The sequence below is a fragment of the Achromobacter sp. JD417 genome (assembly GCF_041879325.1).
Lineage (GTDB): Bacteria > Pseudomonadota > Gammaproteobacteria > Burkholderiales > Burkholderiaceae_B > Achromobacter > Achromobacter mucicolens.
In genome coordinates, this window is record NZ_CP087159.1 from 2,969,781 (window position 1) to 2,986,230 (window position 16,450).

14 protein-coding genes and 3 pseudogenes are annotated in these 16,450 nt (G+C 62.1%); 8 read left to right on the plus strand and 9 right to left on the minus strand.

Features of this window, described 5'->3' with window-relative positions:
- Window positions 1–332 precede the first annotated feature (332 nt).
- The 3 genes from LN047_RS13655 to LN047_RS13665 all read left to right on the plus strand — a co-directional run bounded on the left by LN047_RS13655 (window position 333) and on the right by LN047_RS13665 (window position 2,707).
- The gene (locus LN047_RS13655) at window positions 333–1,040 is read left to right on the plus strand and encodes an RNA pseudouridine synthase (RefSeq protein WP_373982132.1); all 708 of its coding nucleotides are present in this window, start codon (window positions 333–335) and stop codon (window positions 1,038–1,040) included.
- Entirely contained in the window at window positions 1,040–2,239 is a 1,200-nt protein-coding gene (locus tag LN047_RS13660) for an LD-carboxypeptidase (RefSeq protein WP_373982026.1), read from the plus strand. Before LN047_RS13655 ends, LN047_RS13660 begins: the two co-directional genes overlap by 1 nt.
- A 123-nt stretch (window positions 2,240–2,362) precedes the next feature.
- On the plus strand, window positions 2,363–2,707 hold the full coding sequence (locus LN047_RS13665; RefSeq protein WP_373982027.1) for a helix-turn-helix transcriptional regulator: 345 nt from the start codon (window positions 2,363–2,365) through the stop codon (window positions 2,705–2,707).
- 172 nt (window positions 2,708–2,879) lie between these two features.
- Here the strand turns inward: LN047_RS13665 and LN047_RS13670 are convergent, their stop codons facing one another.
- From LN047_RS13670 to LN047_RS13685, 4 genes are all read right to left on the minus strand, one after another.
- Window positions 2,880–3,716, minus strand: coding sequence for an aminoglycoside O-phosphotransferase APH(6)-Id (locus LN047_RS13670; protein ID WP_000480968.1), 837 nt, complete (start codon window positions 3,714–3,716; stop codon window positions 2,880–2,882).
- Window positions 3,716–4,519 carry an aminoglycoside O-phosphotransferase APH(3'')-Ib gene (gene aph(3'')-Ib, locus LN047_RS13675; RefSeq protein ID WP_001082319.1) on the minus strand — a complete coding sequence of 268 codons (804 nt, stop codon included), beginning with the start codon at window positions 4,517–4,519 and terminating at the stop codon, window positions 3,716–3,718. The genes LN047_RS13670 and aph(3'')-Ib overlap by 1 nt, the downstream gene beginning before the upstream one ends.
- Before the next feature lie 65 nt (window positions 4,520–4,584).
- Entirely contained in the window at window positions 4,585–5,199 is a 615-nt protein-coding gene (locus LN047_RS13680) for a recombinase family protein (RefSeq protein ID WP_000904906.1), read from the minus strand.
- A gap of 290 nt (window positions 5,200–5,489) precedes the next feature.
- A complete protein-coding gene (locus LN047_RS13685) occupies window positions 5,490–6,254 on the minus strand; it encodes an IS6-like element IS6100 family transposase (protein WP_001389365.1) in 765 nt (254 codons plus the stop codon).
- Window positions 6,255–6,386: 132 nt separating this feature from the next.
- Here LN047_RS13685 and LN047_RS13690 point away from each other — a divergent pair, with 132 nt between their 5' ends.
- A complete protein-coding gene (locus LN047_RS13690) occupies window positions 6,387–6,827 on the plus strand; it encodes a carboxymuconolactone decarboxylase family protein (protein ID WP_071117966.1) in 441 nt (146 codons plus the stop codon).
- 188 nt (window positions 6,828–7,015) lie between these two features.
- Here the strand turns inward: LN047_RS13690 and LN047_RS13695 are convergent, their stop codons facing one another.
- Both LN047_RS13695 and LN047_RS13700 read right to left on the minus strand, forming a co-directional pair.
- A complete protein-coding gene (locus tag LN047_RS13695) occupies window positions 7,016–7,780 on the minus strand; it encodes an IS6-like element IS6100 family transposase (RefSeq protein WP_001389365.1) in 765 nt (254 codons plus the stop codon).
- Between the two features lie 485 nt (window positions 7,781–8,265).
- Window positions 8,266–9,108 (minus strand): AraC family transcriptional regulator, encoded by an 843-nt coding sequence (locus tag LN047_RS13700; protein ID WP_003830784.1) that lies wholly within the window; start codon window positions 9,106–9,108, stop codon window positions 8,266–8,268.
- 117 nt (window positions 9,109–9,225) lie between these two features.
- Between LN047_RS13700 and LN047_RS13705 the strand changes: the two genes are divergently transcribed.
- From LN047_RS13705 to LN047_RS13715, 3 genes and pseudogenes are all read left to right on the plus strand, one after another.
- Window positions 9,226–9,759, plus strand: coding sequence for a carboxymuconolactone decarboxylase family protein (locus tag LN047_RS13705; protein WP_003830783.1), 534 nt, complete (start codon window positions 9,226–9,228; stop codon window positions 9,757–9,759).
- Between the two features lie 140 nt (window positions 9,760–9,899).
- Window positions 9,900–10,202 carry a cytochrome P460 family protein gene (locus LN047_RS13710; RefSeq protein ID WP_003830782.1) on the plus strand — a complete coding sequence of 101 codons (303 nt, stop codon included), beginning with the start codon at window positions 9,900–9,902 and terminating at the stop codon, window positions 10,200–10,202.
- 28 nt (window positions 10,203–10,230) lie between these two features.
- Window positions 10,231–10,876: pseudogene (locus LN047_RS13715) on the plus strand (uracil-DNA glycosylase family protein).
- Window positions 10,877–11,059: 183 nt separating this feature from the next.
- Here the strand turns inward: LN047_RS13715 and LN047_RS13720 are convergent.
- From LN047_RS13720 to LN047_RS13730, 3 genes and pseudogenes are all read right to left on the minus strand, one after another.
- Window positions 11,060–11,944: a LysR family transcriptional regulator gene (locus LN047_RS13720; protein WP_003465017.1), complete on the minus strand. Its 885-nt coding sequence runs from the start codon at window positions 11,942–11,944 to the stop codon at window positions 11,060–11,062.
- Window positions 11,945–12,039: 95 nt separating this feature from the next.
- Window positions 12,040–12,591, minus strand: a pseudogene (locus LN047_RS13725) (Mu transposase C-terminal domain-containing protein); the annotation flags it as partial.
- A 54-nt stretch (window positions 12,592–12,645) separates the two neighbouring features.
- Entirely contained in the window at window positions 12,646–13,410 is a 765-nt protein-coding gene (locus tag LN047_RS13730) for an IS6-like element IS6100 family transposase (protein ID WP_001389365.1), read from the minus strand.
- Between the two features lie 48 nt (window positions 13,411–13,458).
- On the opposite strand from LN047_RS13730, the pseudogene LN047_RS13735 reads away from it, so the two are divergent.
- Window positions 13,459–16,254, plus strand: a pseudogene (locus LN047_RS13735) (Tn3 family transposase); the annotation flags it as partial.
- Window positions 16,255–16,450 lie beyond the last annotated feature (196 nt).

Here is a 16,450-nt window from a genome sequence, read left to right on the forward strand (position 1 = left end):
CCGCAAGCAACGCACCGGCCCGTCCTGACACAAGCGGCACAACCGGCCGCGCCAGCCCGCCGGCCAAGCCGGCTCGTTCTGCCCCAAGCGGCGGGACCGGCAGAGCGCAACCGCCGGTCGAGCCAGGGATGAAGCGCCGCGCCGCAAGGCCCGGCACCGGCGGCGCGGATAGCCGGCAAGGCAGCCGACCGGATCGTGCACCTCAAGGTCGTGCACCTCAAGGTCGTTCGCCTCAAGATCGCGCGCCTAAAGATCGTGCGCCTCAAGGCAGCGCGAGGCCATCGCGTGGCCAGCGTCCCGCCCAAGCCCCCGCTGCCGCGAACACCGATCGGCTGGCCAAGCGGCTGGCTACGGAGCTGCCGTGTTCACGCGCAGATGCCGAGCGCTACATCGAAGGCGGCTGGGTCACGGTCAACGGCAAGGTGCAGGAAGAGCCCGGTTTGCGGGTCACGGCCTCGCAGACGGTCAGCCTGCTGCCCGGCGCCAAGCTGGAAGAGGGCCGTCCGGTCACCATCCTGATCCACAAGCCAGCGGGCATGTACGCTGACGACCAGCCCGGTTCGGCACGCGACCTGATCCTGCCCGAGAACCTGATGCCCGGCGACCGTTCCGGCCAGCGCTTCTTGAAGCGCATGTTCAACGGACTCAAGCTGGTGACGCCGCTTGAGCGCGCGGCAAGCGGTCTGGTCGTGTACACGCAGGAGTTCGCGGTGGCGCGCAAGCTGGTGGACGAAGGCCGACACGTCGAGCAGGAGTACGTCGCCCAGGTCGAGGGCCAGCTCAGCGAGGCCGATCTGGCCCGCATGCAGCGCGGCATGGCCTATGAGGGCCGCCCGGCCACCCCGATGAAGGTGAGCTGGCAAAACGAAACCCATCTGCGCTTTGCGCTGAAGTCGCCGATGCCCGGGTTTATTGAAGCGGTGTGCGAAGCGGCAGGCCTGCGCCTGCTGGCCCTGCGGCGGCTGCGGATAGGGCGCTTGCCGATGGCAGGCCTGGCGGCCGGGCAATGGCGCTACCGCCTGGAGTACGAGCGATTCTGATGCGCGGACCGACCAGCCCCCCGTTCTCCAATCTCCTTAACCGGCCCAGTCCGGAATTCGGCGCGCACCAGGATGCCGGTCTGCCGGACGCCAGACGCCGGCGGATGCTGTTCAATGCTGGCGCCCTGTGCCTGTCGGGGCTTGGCCTGGCGGGCTGCGCCGGCGGCCGGAAAACGTCGTCACCCGGTGCCCTGAACCGCCCCCCCGCGCCGCCGCCGTCGCACGCGAAACCCTCGGCCGCACCCGTGCCGGCGTTGCGGCCGGGCGCGAAGGTCGCCATTGTGGCGCCCGCATCCGCCGCGCCCAACGCCAGCGACCTTGCCGCGCAATGGCTCGAAGACCGGGGTTATTTTCCGGTGATCATGCCGGCGTCGCGCACCCGGCTCGACGCTCCGTATGAATACCTGGCGGGCACCGACGTGCAGCGCCTGGATGACCTGCACGCGGCGTTCGCCGCGCCGGACATCGGCGCGGTGTGGTGCCTGCAAGGCGGTTTTGGCTCTTGGCGCTTGCTGGACAGGCTCGATTACGGGCTGCTGCGTCAACACCCCAAGCCCTTCATCGGTTACAGCGACATCACGGCCTTGCATCTGGCCATGCAGCGCCACGCCGGTTTTGTCACGTTCCATGGCCCGATGCTGGCGCAGGATCTGGTGGCAGGCAAGGGAGAACCCACCGAGTCGCATCTGCTGGCGATGCTGAGCGGCCAGATCGGGGAGGGCGCGTGGATTCAGCCCCCGCCGGACAGCCGGGCCATGGAACTGGTGGCTGGCACCGCAAGCGGGCGGCTGGTGGGCGGCAACCTGGCGCTTATTGCCGCGCTGATCGGTTCGCGGCACGAGATCGACACGCGCGATTCCATTCTGTTTTTTGAAGACGTCAACGAGGCGCTGCCGCGCGTGGACCGGCTCTTGAGCCAACTTGCAGCCGCAGGCAAGTTCGACGGCGTCCAAGGTGTGATCGTGGGCAATTTCACCCGCATCATCGGCACGAATCTGGACGACGCGCAGGCGCAGAGCCTGCTGTATCCGCTGATACTCGAACAGTTCGGCGCTCGAGGCATTCCGGTGTTGGCTGGCTGGCCCAGTGGACACGGCGATCCGAACCTGACCCTGCCGCTCGGGGCGCGCGTCACGTTGGACACCGCACGGGCAGGGTTGCGGCTGGATCAGGCGGTGATCCGTGCAGCCACCGGCTGATGTGATGAAATGTCTCATTAATAGCGCATAAGTGGCAATTATGCGCTATTAATGGCTCACAAAACTGCATTGATTTGCCTCATTAATAGTGCATAAAGCCAATCATGGCGCTATTATTGCGGCATGAAAAAGAAAATCGAACCCAGTTTCGAGGCCGCCGAGGCCTTGGCTCGCCTGGGCACGCACATCCGCACCGCGCGCCTTCGCCGCAATGAAACCGAAGCCATGCTGGCCAGCCGCATGGGCGTGTCTCGCGCCACCATCAACCGGCTGGAACGCGGCGATGGCGGCGTTTCCCTGGCGCTCGCCGTTGAAGCGTTGTTGCTGTACGGCTTTGGCGACCAAGTGTTCGCATTGGGTGACCCGGACCTCGATGGGGTGGGCAAACGGCTTGACGCCATGCGCCGTCCCGCTCGGGGCAGCGGCAAGGCGCAGCATTCGCATCGCGCCGATCCGTCCAGCCTGTAACGCGGCGGTCGACATCGTGCCTGCCAAGAAAACAAAAACCGTCGAAAGCGAGCTTTTCGTCTATGTGGGGTCGTTTGCGGGAGAGGGCGAAATCCTACGCTAAGGCTTTGGCCAACGATATTCTCCGGTAAGATTGATGTGTTCCCAGGGGATAGGAGAAGTCGCTTGATATCTAGTATGACGTCTGTCGCACCTGCTTGATCGCGGCCGCGATAGCTAGATCGCGTTGCTCCTCTTCTCCATCCGCGTTCCAAGCTGCGGAAAGGCACCCATAAGCGTACGCCTGGTCGAGCAGGCGACGCGGATCGACGTCCAGCGCACGAGAGAATGCGTCCGCCATCTGTGCAATGCGTCTAGGATCGAGACAAAGGTCGTCTCTGTCAGCCGGATCGTAGAACATATTGGCGGCGCCAAAGCCCACTTCACCGACCAGACCGACGGGATCTATCACCAGCCAGCCGCGACTGGAGAACATGATGTTTTCATGATGCAGATCGCCATGTAGCCCACGCAGTTCCGAGGCATTGCTCATCATTTGATCGGCTATAATCGCCGCGTGGACGTAGTCAGTTTGACAACCTGCGTTTTGATCATCGCGCGCCCGCTGAAACAAAGCTGCAAAGCGATCCCGGATCGGGAGAAGGGCAGAAGGCAGGGGTTCCTCAGATGCGGCATACAGCTTCGCCATTAGTTCCGCTGCAATTTCGGTCGCCTGGTAGTCGCCGTGCTCGGCAACGATGTGAGAGAGCATTCGCTCCCCGGCATATTCGAGCAACATCAGATTGTTCTCACGACCGAGCAACCGGACTGCTCCCCTCCCATTGCGCCATACCAGATAGTCGGCCCCGCGCAGTTCATCAGCAATGTCTTCTATAGGTTTCAATCCCTTGACGATTGCAGGAGTCCCGTCTGGCAATGAAACTTTCCAAACGAGGCTGGAAAAGGTGTCCGCAATGAGAACAGGTTGCGAAACGTGCCAATGAGCAGGAAAAACAGGCGGCATGAACATCAACCCCAAGTCAGAGGGTCCAATCGCAGATAGAAGGCAAGGCGTTCGCGGTCGGGGGCTTCGATCCCCAATACATTGAATAGGACAGCGAAGGCGCGCTCTGCTTCATCTGGCGCTGCCCAGTTCTCTTCGGCGTTAGCAATCATGAGTGCCAAATCGGCATAGCGATCTGCTGTTCCGAGCCGCCCAAGGTCGATCAGACCCGTGCATTGAAGAGTTTTAGGGTCCACCATGAAGTTCGGCATGCAGGGATCACCATGGCAAACAACCATATCGGTGCGCTCTTGGTCGAGCCGCACCGGTAGCTCTCGTTCGACACGAGCCAAAAGATCGAGCTGCGGCGTACTCTTGTCCTCGTCCGGTAAGAAGTCGGGATTGACGGCATTGCGGGACACCACATCAACGGCGCGTCCGAACATTCGCGACAGCCTGCGCTCAAACGGACATTGATCAACCGATAGGCTGTGAACAGCGCCAAGTTGCTGCCCCATTGACGGCCACGCTTTGAGCAAATCCGCTCCAGACAGATCAGCCGCCGGTACTCCCGGAATTGCCGTTATCACCAAGCATGCACCCTCCTGTTCCTCCTGCCAGTTGATCACCTCGGGGCAAGCCACACCTCGACCTTTGAGCCAAATGAGGCGGTCACGCTCTCCAGCGAGCTCACCGCGGCGGGAAGCAGGTGCGATTTTCGCGAAGGCATGCCCGTCACCACGTCGAAAAACAAAATCACCAGATTCTCCGCCTCTGACAGGCAACCAGTCAGAATGCGATTCACCAAAAAAAATATTAGTTCGATTCAATGGAGGTTCCTTCAGTTTTCTGATGAAGCGCGGAGGTGGCTCAACCTGCGAAAAGAAACGAGTTGCTACGTAAGTCCGAGAACATGCTTTCCATGGTCTCTGAGCTCGCCTTTGGGACCGACATATCGGTAGAGAGTGACGCGCTCGATGCCGAGTTCCTTGCAGAGATCGGAAACTGAAGTATCGCGCTGGGCCATGGCGGCTTGCGCGAGACGCACCTGAGCTTTGGTGAGCGCGAATTTTCGTCCGCCCTTGCGACCGCGCGCTCTCGCGGAGGCGAGACCCGCCATGGTGCGCTCTCGGATCAGATCCCGCTCGAACTCGGCCAAGGTGGCGAAGATTCCGAACACCATGCGACCGGACGCAGTCGTGGTGTCGATCTGAGCGCCCTTTCCAGTCAGAACCCGCAGGCCGATCTTGCGGTCTGACAGCTCCTTCACCGTGTTGACCAGATGGGCAAGCGATCGTCCGAGGCGATCGAGCTTCCAGACCACCAGCACATCGCCGTCACGCAATGACTTGAGGCAGGCAGTCAAGCCAGGGCGATCATCACGACCGCCGGAAGCAAGATCATCATAGATATTGTCCCGTTCGACACCTGCGGCGCGCAAGGCGTCGTGCTGCAGGTCGAGAGACTGCGAGCCATCGGCTTTGGAGACGCGGGCATATCCGATCAGCATGTATCACAAACGTTGGTTTGAGGCGGCGCTTCGGCCACGATTGCATTGACCTCTGGAAATGTATCTCAACCAGCTTCATAAACAAAGCGTCTTGAACGCTATCAGATTTTGAAAAAGGAACATGTATGCCGCGTCGCGTCACTCTAACCGATCGGCAGAAAGACGCGCTGTTGCGCTTGCCGACTTCACAGACGGATTTGCTCAAGCACTATACGCTGAGTGATGAAGACCTTGGGGGCTCTGTTGCAAAGATTGGCGGCAGTCAGAGGTAGGCTGTCGCTCTGCGCCGATCAGGCGGCTGCTGCGAAATGGTGGTTGAGCATGCCCATGGCCTCCGTCAGCGCCGAGGGCCCAATGCCAAAAGCTCTCTCCACAAGGCGCACCTCGCCCCTGATGCCGGGCTGCAGGCACCAGGGGCGAGCCTGTCCTTTGCGCAGGGCTCGCATGACTTCGAATCCCTTGATCGTGGCATAGGCCGTGGGGATCGATTTGAAACCGCGCACCGGCTTGATCAGTATCTTGAGCTTTCCGTGATCGGCCTCGATCACGTTATTGAGATACTTCACCTGCCGGTGGGCCGTCTCCCGGTCCAGCTTTCCTTCGCGCTTCAATTCGGTGATCGCTGCACCATAGCTCGGCGCTTTGTCGGTATTGAGCGTGGCAGGCTTTTCCCAGTGCTTCAGGCCTCGCAGGGCCTTGCCCAGGAACCGCTTCGCTGCCTTGGCGCTGCGGGTCGGCGACAGGTAGAAATCGATCGTGTCGCCCCGCTTGTCGACTGCCCGGTACAGGTAGGTCCACTTGCCCCGCACCTTGACGTAGGTTTCATCCAGGCGCCAGCTCGGATCAAAGCCACGCCGCCAGAACCAGCGCAGCCGCTTCTCCATCTCCGGGGCGTAGCACTGGACCCAGCGATAGATCGTCGTATGGTCGACCGAAATGCCGCGTTCCGCCAGCATTTCCTCAAGGTCGCGATAGCTGATCGGATAGCGACAATACCAGCGCACCGCCCACAGGATCACATCACCCTGGAAATGGCGCCACTTGAAATCCGTCATCGTTCCGTCCGTCCAATCTCCGCCAAGCATGCTCAAGCTTCACGATTTTTGCAACAGAGCCCTTGACTGCACTGCACTGTGCAATGTATGTTTTGGAGACTGCACGGTGCAGTGCAAACGAGGAGATAGAGCATGTCAGTCGTAAATTCCAGCGTCGCTTTGCCTGCTGAGGTCTCAAAGGACCGTTTCGCCAGGGGATCTGCTACATTCGCCGCAGTCACCGGCATTCCCACGGAGGCATACCTTGATGGATTCAAGGATAGCTCGCCTGATTTTGGTCGCTATGTGATTGAGTGGGTCTTCGGCGATGTATACAGCCGCACCGATTTGGATTTGAAAACCCGGGAACTCGTTATCATCGCAGCCGGCGCGGCGTTGGGCGCAACGGGAATTGATGTCATCAAATTTCATGTCCCCACTGCGGTACGCGCGGGTGCAACCCGAGACCAGATTTTCGGCGTTCTTACCCAGGTAGCGATTGTTGCAGGTGTTCCCACAGCACTCGCCGCAATTTCGGCGGCGGCACAAGTCTTGGGGCCACACTCTCAGGTCGCTGATGGTGCCAAGGCATGAATATCAGGTCCGAGGATCAGCTCAGCGGATTAGCGATAAGCCTAATGGCTGTCGCGTCCGCATTGACTGTGGCAAACGTGTACTTCAACCAGTCCATGTTGCCCGCCATAGCGGCAGAATTTGGAACCAGTCCTGGCTCTGTTGCAAAGATTGGCGGCAGTCAGAGGTAGGCTGTCGCTCTGCGCCGATCAGGCGGCTGCTGCGAAATGGTGGTTGAGCATGCCCATGGCCTCCGTCAGCGCCGAGGGCCCAATGCCAAAAGCTCTCTCCACAAGGCGCACCTCGCCCCTGATGCCGGGCTGCAGGCACCAGGGGCGAGCCTGTCCTTTGCGCAGGGCTCGCATGACTTCGAATCCCTTGATCGTGGCATAGGCCGTGGGGATCGATTTGAAACCGCGCACCGGCTTGATCAGTATCTTGAGCTTTCCGTGATCGGCCTCGATCACGTTATTGAGATACTTCACCTGCCGGTGGGCCGTCTCCCGGTCCAGCTTTCCTTCGCGCTTCAATTCGGTGATCGCTGCACCATAGCTCGGCGCTTTGTCGGTATTGAGCGTGGCAGGCTTTTCCCAGTGCTTCAGGCCTCGCAGGGCCTTGCCCAGGAACCGCTTCGCTGCCTTGGCGCTGCGGGTCGGCGACAGGTAGAAATCGATCGTGTCGCCCCGCTTGTCGACTGCCCGGTACAGGTAGGTCCACTTGCCCCGCACCTTGACGTAGGTTTCATCCAGGCGCCAGCTCGGATCAAAGCCACGCCGCCAGAACCAGCGCAGCCGCTTCTCCATCTCCGGGGCGTAGCACTGGACCCAGCGATAGATCGTCGTATGGTCGACCGAAATGCCGCGTTCCGCCAGCATTTCCTCAAGGTCGCGATAGCTGATCGGATAGCGACAATACCAGCGCACCGCCCACAGGATCACATCACCCTGGAAATGGCGCCACTTGAAATCCGTCATCGTTCCGTCCGTCCAATCTCCGCCAAGCATGCTCAAGCTTCACGATTTTTGCAACAGAGCCCACCAGGGCGAGCGCATCCTTCAGCACTTTGGTCAGGTTCTCATCGGCGCGTGACGGCTCGGGCACCCCGGTGTCGTTTTCAGAAGACGGCTGCACTGAACGTCAGAAGCCGACTGCACTATAGCAGCGGAGGGGTTGGATCCATCAGGCAACGACGGGCTGCTGCCGGCCAATAGCCGACAATGACGACACTGGAAATCCCCGCCTGTGAGCGTCGGCTCAGGGCGGGACAGCGTCATCCAGCTACCTGCGCCACTGACTCAGCCTTGTCCAGCCGGCCGCGCCGCACGAACAGACTGACCAGCCGTTGACGGATCGCCACCTGGAGTTCCGCCAGTTGTTCCGGCGTGATGCGAATTTCACCCGCTCGACGAGCGCAACACCGGCGCCGCCTACGCCAAGAACCGGCGAATCGAACTCAAACTCACGAACCGCTGAGCGCCGCGTCACCGCGCTGCTGCGCCAGCCAGTCGCGCGGGGCGCAGCCCATGCGCACGCGGAAGGCGCGCGCCAGAGCGTTCGGGCTGCCGTAGCCGACGCGGTCGGCCACCACCGCCACCGGCCGCCCCTGCTTGAGCAGGGTGCAACTGACGTTCATCCGCCAGTCGGCCAGATAGTCGCCCGGCGTGACGCCCACCGCGTCCTTGAACGCGGCGGCGAAGCGCGCGCGTGACATGCCCGCCTTCGCCGCCAGCGCCTCGAGCGACCACGCGGTCTGCGGCGCATCGTGCATGGCGGTTATGGCGCGCGCGAGTTTCGGGTCGGCCAGGCCCGCCAGCAGTCCGGTGGCGCCAAGCCGCCCATCCATCAGATAACGCAGCAACTGGATCAGTAGCAACTCGCACAAGCGGTCGATGGCGGCCTGCCGACCGCACTGGTCGCGCTCGGCTTCGGCAAACAGCAACTCTAGCGTCGGCCCGAGGCCGGGCAAGTCCGCCAACGGAATCAGCAGCATCGACGGCAAGGCCATGGCCAACGGATTGCCCGTCGAAGCGCCCAGGTCGACCTCCGCACACAACTGCTCAGCGGTATCGCCGGGGGCGGCGACAAAACGATGCGACGCCACGCGCGGATAAAACAGCAGGCTCGGCTCGGTAACCAGCAGATCTTCATGCACGGGCGAACGCGCCGTAATCGGGCCGCGCCGCACCAGATGGATATAGCCATGCGGCGCCGCGTAATGATGCTGCCCACAGAAGGCGCCGCTGTGAAAAACGCGCGCCGAAAGCGAGTAGTGCCGGAGCAAGCCGGCCAGTCGATCCGCCATTCCACTCTCCATATAAGACGATAGGTTACGTATTTGATACTTTACGTGCCATATCGTACCAAACAAAGGGCGATCATGCCCACGTGCTCTTGCACCTCACCCACTACGGAGATAGACATGACCCAAATCGCCCCCCTGACCATCGACACCGCTGACGCCGCTACCGCTGCCACACTCAAGGCCGTCAAAGCCAAGCTTGGCATGGTGCCGAACCTGTTCGCCACGCTGGCCCACGCGCCGGCGGCGCTCAATGGCTACCTCGGCTTGTCCGAAACGCTGGGCACCGGCCGCCTGAATGCCTCCCAGCGCGAGATCGTTGCGCTCGCTGCCGCTCAAGCCAATCGCTGCCAGTATTGCCTGAGCGCACACACCCTGATCGGCAAAGGTGCCGGACTGTCGGCAGAGGCCATCGCCGCGGCCCGCACCGGCCAGGCGGCCAACGCACTTGACGATGCAATCGCCGGCTTTGCCCGCGCGCTGGTCGAGCAACGCGGCGTGGTGTCGGCCGACGCCATGGCCAACTACCGCCGCGCGGGGCTCGACGACGGCCTGATACTGGAAGTGATCGCCAACGTCGCGCTGAACACGCTCACCAACTACACCAACCACATCGCCGACCCCACGGTGGATTTCCCCGTGGTCGCCGTCTGATCTCCATAGGCATATAAGGAGAACACGATGAAAATCGCACTCACCGGCGCTCTGCTCGCCAGCGCCCTCGTCCTGCCACTGGCCGTCACGGCCGGCGACTAAAGGCCTCGGCCGAGCACTACCGCAAGACCGGCAAGTTCTTGGACGGCGCCACGCTGGTGAAAGAGATCCGCAAGCTCGAAACCAGCGCCATGACCACTGGCAACCCTGTGGTCTGGGGTTCCGATGCGGCCGTGTGGTTCGTGATGGTCAAGGACGCCAAAGGCCGTTTCGCCAGCAACCCCTTGTGGGGCGACGGCTGGGGCTGGGCGCTGTTCAAGGCCGACGCCCCCGCCAAGAATGTCGCCGTCAGCTACGAAGCCGACTGCATGGGCTGCCATGTGCCGGCGGCCAAGACCGACCGCGTATTCATCCAGGGCTATCCGACACTGACCCAGCACTGACTTGCTGCCGGGTTACGCTTCGCGCAGGATGGCACCTCCGTCCTGCGCGAGCCACCCTTTCCGGAAGCGCGCCATGCCGACACTCGACGCCTTTCTGACCGACGTCCGCGCCTGCACGCGCTGCGCACCGCATCTGCCACACGGCGTGCAGCCGGTCTTCCAGTTTCACCCGAGTGCGCCCATCCTCATCGCCGGCCAAGCACCGGGGGCCCGGGTCCATGCCTCAGGCGTGCCCTTCGACGACGCCAGCGGCGCGCGTCTGCGCGCCTGGCTGGGCGTGGACCGCGACACCTTCTACGACCCTACCCGCATCGCCATTCTGCCCATGGGCTTCTGTTATCCGGGCACCGGCAAAAGCGGTGACCTGCCGCTACGCCCGGAGTGCGCCCCCCGCCTGGCGCGAAGCCTTCATGCAGCGTTTCGAGCGCCTGTCGCTGGTCATCGTGCTGGGCAGCTACGCCATGGACTACCACCTCGGTACTGGCAAGACGCCGCTCACCCGGGTGGTCGAAGCCTGGCGCGAGCACTGGCCGCAAGCGTTCCCCCTGCCTCACCCTAGCCCGCGCAACAATCGCTGGCTGGTGCGCAACCCCTGGTTCCAACAAGACGTGCTGCCCGCGCTGCAAGCACGCGTCCAGGCAGTCCTCACCGCCAACCCCAAGGAAACCCCATGACCGACGACACCGCCGCCATTACCGAGCTGCTGCACAAGTACTACGACACCCTGGCCTGGGCGAACGGAGACAGGCACCGGCTTTGGAGCGATGAACGACGGCTTCAGGTGCGGTAGCTGACGCCTGGGACCTCAATCACCGTATGACCGGGTCGAAAGCGGTCCTTTCTCTGACAACATCGCCCTAGCCCGCACTCAACCCCCACAACACATCCAGCACATGTTGCGTAGGCCGCTCGACGTCCCCACCACGGTGGGCAATACCAAGTTGACGCCACAATAAGGGCTGTAATGGCCGCATGACGATCCTGGTATCGGGCAATGGCGTGGAGGCTTCATGCGGCAACAACGTCGCACCATAACCGGCCGCCACTAGGCTTTTGATCGCATCGTTGTAGTTCAGTTGAATACGCGGCGTGGGCTGCCGTCCATCACTGGCGAACCACTCCGAGGTCAAGCGCGAAAGCCGAGTAGTTTTGTCATTCAGAATTAATGGCTGGGCGGCCAGCCAACCGGGGGTCACAACATCCGGGCATTCCCAGCGAGCCGGCAAGAAGGCCATGACCGGGTCCCGCCGCCATGGCTCGATCCGCAATTCCTTCACCGGGGTCTGTGGCAGCGCGACCAGACCGATCTCCAAAGAGCCCTCGGCAAGCTTCTTCAAAGTTTCCTGCGACGTGAGCACCGCGACCTGCACATCGATAGCGGGATGGCGTTGGCCCAACGTCTCCAAAGCTTGCGGCATCAACTGTGCGATGGCCCCTGTGGAGGCACCCAGCCGCACACGCCCGGCCAAGCCCTGCACCTGACGCTCCACGTCCTCAAGCGCCTGCTCCGCATCCGCCAACAGGCGCCGCGCGCGCTCCACCAGCGTTTCTCCAATCGCCGAAGGCTGAATGCGCCCACGTGTGCGCGACAACAGCTTTCCGCCAACCCGCGACTCCAGGTCGGCAATATGCAAACTGACCGTGGGTGGCGCGAGGTGCAGCACACGGGCCGCCTCGGCAAACGAACCCAGGTCGGCAATGGCCACCAACGTGCGCAGACGGTCCAGGCTGATTTCGCGCATGAGTCACTCCTTGTTCAGAAAAGCTGAATTTCATCGTTTAGAAATTCAACTTTTCCTATCTTAGCCCCTCACTGAAGATTGGAACTCCTGATTTCCTATGTCCGAGAGCATTCCATGGCAAGTCCTCTTATATTCATCGACGGCGACCACTCCTCGATCTGATCGAACGGTTTGGCCGGCGGCAGGTTGTCTGCCTGCGGGTCAGCCATGTCCACATCCGGCGGTATGGGCTTGGCCGGTGGCTCCGACGTCTTGAGGTGCTGGCGGCGATCAGCGTCGCGCCGCGCCTTGCGCGTGGCCTTCTGGGCGGTGGTCACGATCTCGCGCATCTGCCCGATCATGCGGAACAGCGCCGACTCGTCCACCTGCTCGCGCCCGAGCTGACGCAATTTGGCCAGCGCCTGGCGTTGTTCCCAGAGGGTGACGGCCGGATGGGACAAGGTGCGGTAGTGGATCTCCAGATAGTGCTGACCTTCCGGTTCCAGTACCCAGATGCGGCTGATGTCGCGCGGATCGCGCCGGATCAGGAAGGCGGGCAAGCGCTCGCGCCGGGCAATCCACGGCTTGAGGGCGTCGGCGTAGTAGTGGATGTGGTCGATGACAAAGCCGGTGCGGGTCAGGGTGCGGCGGATCACCGGCAGGAAATCGGCTCTGTTGCAAAGATTGGCGGCAGTCAGAGGTAGGCTGTCGCTCTGCGCCGATCAGGCGGCTGCTGCGAAATGGTGGTTGAGCATGCCCATGGCCTCCGTCAGCGCCGAGGGCCCAATGCCAAAAGCTCTCTCCACAAGGCGCACCTCGCCCCTGATGCCGGGCTGCAGGCACCAGGGGCGAGCCTGTCCTTTGCGCAGGGCTCGCATGACTTCGAATCCCTTGATCGTGGCATAGGCCGTGGGGATCGATTTGAAACCGCGCACCGGCTTGATCAGTATCTTGAGCTTTCCGTGATCGGCCTCGATCACGTTATTGAGATACTTCACCTGCCGGTGGGCCGTCTCCCGGTCCAGCTTTCCTTCGCGCTTCAATTCGGTGATCGCTGCACCATAGCTCGGCGCTTTGTCGGTATTGAGCGTGGCAGGCTTTTCCCAGTGCTTCAGGCCTCGCAGGGCCTTGCCCAGGAACCGCTTCGCTGCCTTGGCGCTGCGGGTCGGCGACAGGTAGAAATCGATCGTGTCGCCCCGCTTGTCGACTGCCCGGTACAGGTAGGTCCACTTGCCCCGCACCTTGACGTAGGTTTCATCCAGGCGCCAGCTCGGATCAAAGCCACGCCGCCAGAACCAGCGCAGCCGCTTCTCCATCTCCGGGGCGTAGCACTGGACCCAGCGATAGATCGTCGTATGGTCGACCGAAATGCCGCGTTCCGCCAGCATTTCCTCAAGGTCGCGATAGCTGATCGGATAGCGACAATACCAGCGCACCGCCCACAGGATCACATCACCCTGGAAATGGCGCCACTTGAAATCCGTCATCGTTCCGTCCGTCCAATCTCCGCCAAGCATGCTCAAGCTTCACGATTTTTGCAACAGAGCCACCTTGGGCATATCAGGCTGCGTCGGCGCGCTCACAACAGGTTCGGCTTCGCCCTGCAATTGTGTGTCCTGCGCTATCCCGGCCGGGTGCTGGCTCCAGGCGAACTGATCCCTGCAGAGGTCATCGAATTTATCGGAGCGCAGCTTGGCCTGGGTGCCGACGATCTCGTAGACTATGCTGCCCGCGAGGAAACACGGCACGAGCATCTTGCCGAGTTACGGGGGCTCTACGGCTTCCGCACCTTCTCCGGACGTGGTGCGAGCGAGCTGAAGGAATGGTTGTTCCGAGAAGCCGAGATGGCGGTGTCGAACGAGGATATCGCCCGTCGCTTCGTAGCCGAGTGCCGACGCACCCGCACTGTCCTTCCCGCGACATCCACGATCGAGCGGCTTTGTGCCGCGGCTCTCGTCGATGCCGAGCGACGCATCGAGACGAGGATCGCCAGTCGGCTGCCTATGTCGATCCGAGAACAGTTGCTGGCATTGCTCGAGGAGACGGCTGATGATCGGGTGACCCGTTTTGTGTGGCTGCGCCAGTTCGAGCCTGGCTCGAACTCTTCGTCGGCCAACCGGCTGCTCGACCGGCTCGAATATCTGCAACGCATCGATCTCCCCGAGGATCTGCTTGCCGGCGTTCCTGCCCATCGGGTGACTCGTCTGCGCAGGCAGGGTGAACGGTATTATGCCGACGGCATGCGCGATCTCCCGGAGGACAGGCGGCTTGCGATCTTGGCTGTTTGCGTCTCGGAATGGCAGGCGATGTTGGCCGACGCAGTGGTCGAAACCCACGACCGGATCGTCGGCCGTCTCTACCGTGCTTCGGAGCGTATTTGCCATGCAAAGGTCGCAGACGAAGCGGGGGTGGTGCGTGACACCCTGAAATCCTTCGCCGAGATCGGGGGCGCCCTGGTCGATGCACAGGATGATGGCCAGCCGCTGGGCGATGTCATCGCGAGTGGGTCAGGGTGGGACGGCTTAAAAACCCTTGTTGCAATGGCAACCAGGCTGACCGCCACCATGGCCGACGATCCGCTCAATCATGTGCTCGACGGTTATCACCGCTTCCGCCGATACGCTCCACGCATGTTGCGCCTGCTCGATCTGCGAGCTGCGCCCGTTGCACTGCCGCTTCTGGAAGCGGTGACGGCCCTTCGTACCGGTTTGAACGATGCCGCGATGACCAGCTTCTTGCGGCCCAGCTCGAAATGGCATCGCCACCTTCGGGCCCAGAGGGCTGGCGACGCTCGCCTATGGGAGATCGCGGTGCTGTTCCATCTGCGCGATGCGTTCCGCTCCGGAGATGTCTGGCTTACTAGGTCCCGGCGCTATGGCGATCTGAAACACGCACTCGTTCCGGCACAATCCATCGCGGAAGGCGGTCGTCTCGCTGTGCCATTGCGGCCGGAGGAATGGCTGGCAGACCGGCAAGCTCGCCTCGACATGCGGTTGCGCGAGCTTGGCCGTGCCGCTCGCGCAGGCACGATCCCGGGCGGGTCGATTGAAAACGGCGTTCTGCATATCGAGAAACTCGAAGCCGCCGCGCCGACAGGCGCCGAAGATCTGGTGCTCGATCTCTACAAGCAGATCCCGCCCACGCGCATCACCGATCTCCTGCTGGAGGTGGATGCGGCGACCGGCTTCACCGAAGCGTTCACCCATCTGCGCACAGGAGCACCCTGCGCTGACCGGATCGGGCTAATGAACGTTATCTTGGCGGAAGGGATCAACCTCGGCTTGCGCAAAATGGCGGATGCGACAAACACCCACACCTTCTGGGAATTGATCCGCATTGGACGGTGGCATGTCGAGGGCGAAGCCTATGACCGGGCGCTGGCCATGGTGGTCGAGGCACAGGCAGCGTTACCCATGGCCCGGTTCTGGGGCATGGGCACGTCGGCTTCGAGCGACGGACAGTTCTTCGTCGCTACAGAGCAAGGTGAGGCCATGAACCTGGTCAACGCGAAATATGGCAATACCCCGGGCCTGAAAGCCTATAGCCACGTCTCCGACCAATATGCGCCGTTCGCAACCCAGGTGATTCCTGCAACGGCAAGCGAAGCGCCTTACATCCTCGATGGCCTGCTGATGAACGATGCTGGACGCCATATCCGCGAGCAGTTCACCGACACGGGCGGCTTCACCGATCACGTCTTTGCCGCATGTGCCATTCTCGGCTACCGGTTCGCTCCGCGCATCCGCGACCTGCCATCCAAACGGCTCTACGCGTTCAATCCGTCGGCCGCCCCGGCGCACCTGCGAGCGTTGATCGGCGGAAAGGTCAACCAAGCCATGATCGAGCGCAATTGGCCCGACATCCTGCGCATCGCCGCCACCATTGCTGCCGGGACCGTCGCGCCAAGCCAGATTCTGCGGAAACTCGCCTCCTATCCGCGGCAGAACGAGCTCGCGACAGCCCTGCGGGAAGTCGGTCGCGTCGAGCGCACCCTGTTCATGATCGACTGGATTCTGGATGCCGAACTCCAACGGCGTGCCCAGATCGGGCTCAACAAAGGCGAAGCTCATCATGCGCTGAAGCGGGCAATCAGCTTCCACCGCCGCGGTGAAATCCGCGACCGTTCCGCCGAAGGCCAGCATTACCGCATCGCCGGCATGAATCTGCTCGCCGCCATCATCATCTTCTGGAACACCATGAAGCTCGGCGAGGTCGTTGCAAACCAGAAACGCGATGGAAAGCTGCTATCGCCCGATCTCTTGGCCCATGTTTCGCCGCTCGGATGGGAACACATCAATCTCACCGGAGAATATCGCTGGCCAAAGCCTTAGCGTAGGATTCCGCCCCCTCCCGCAAACGACCCCTTTGCGTACCGTCACTTATTGCACTGAAAACGAGGAGACCCCGAGCGAGGCGAAAAAAAACCGCCTCGGGGTGTCCGAGGCGGCAAGTCTGCATGCGGTTCAGGGAGGAAGAAACCGCGCCGGCGATCAGGGAGGAAAACCGCGCGGCCTGATGTGCAGCTCG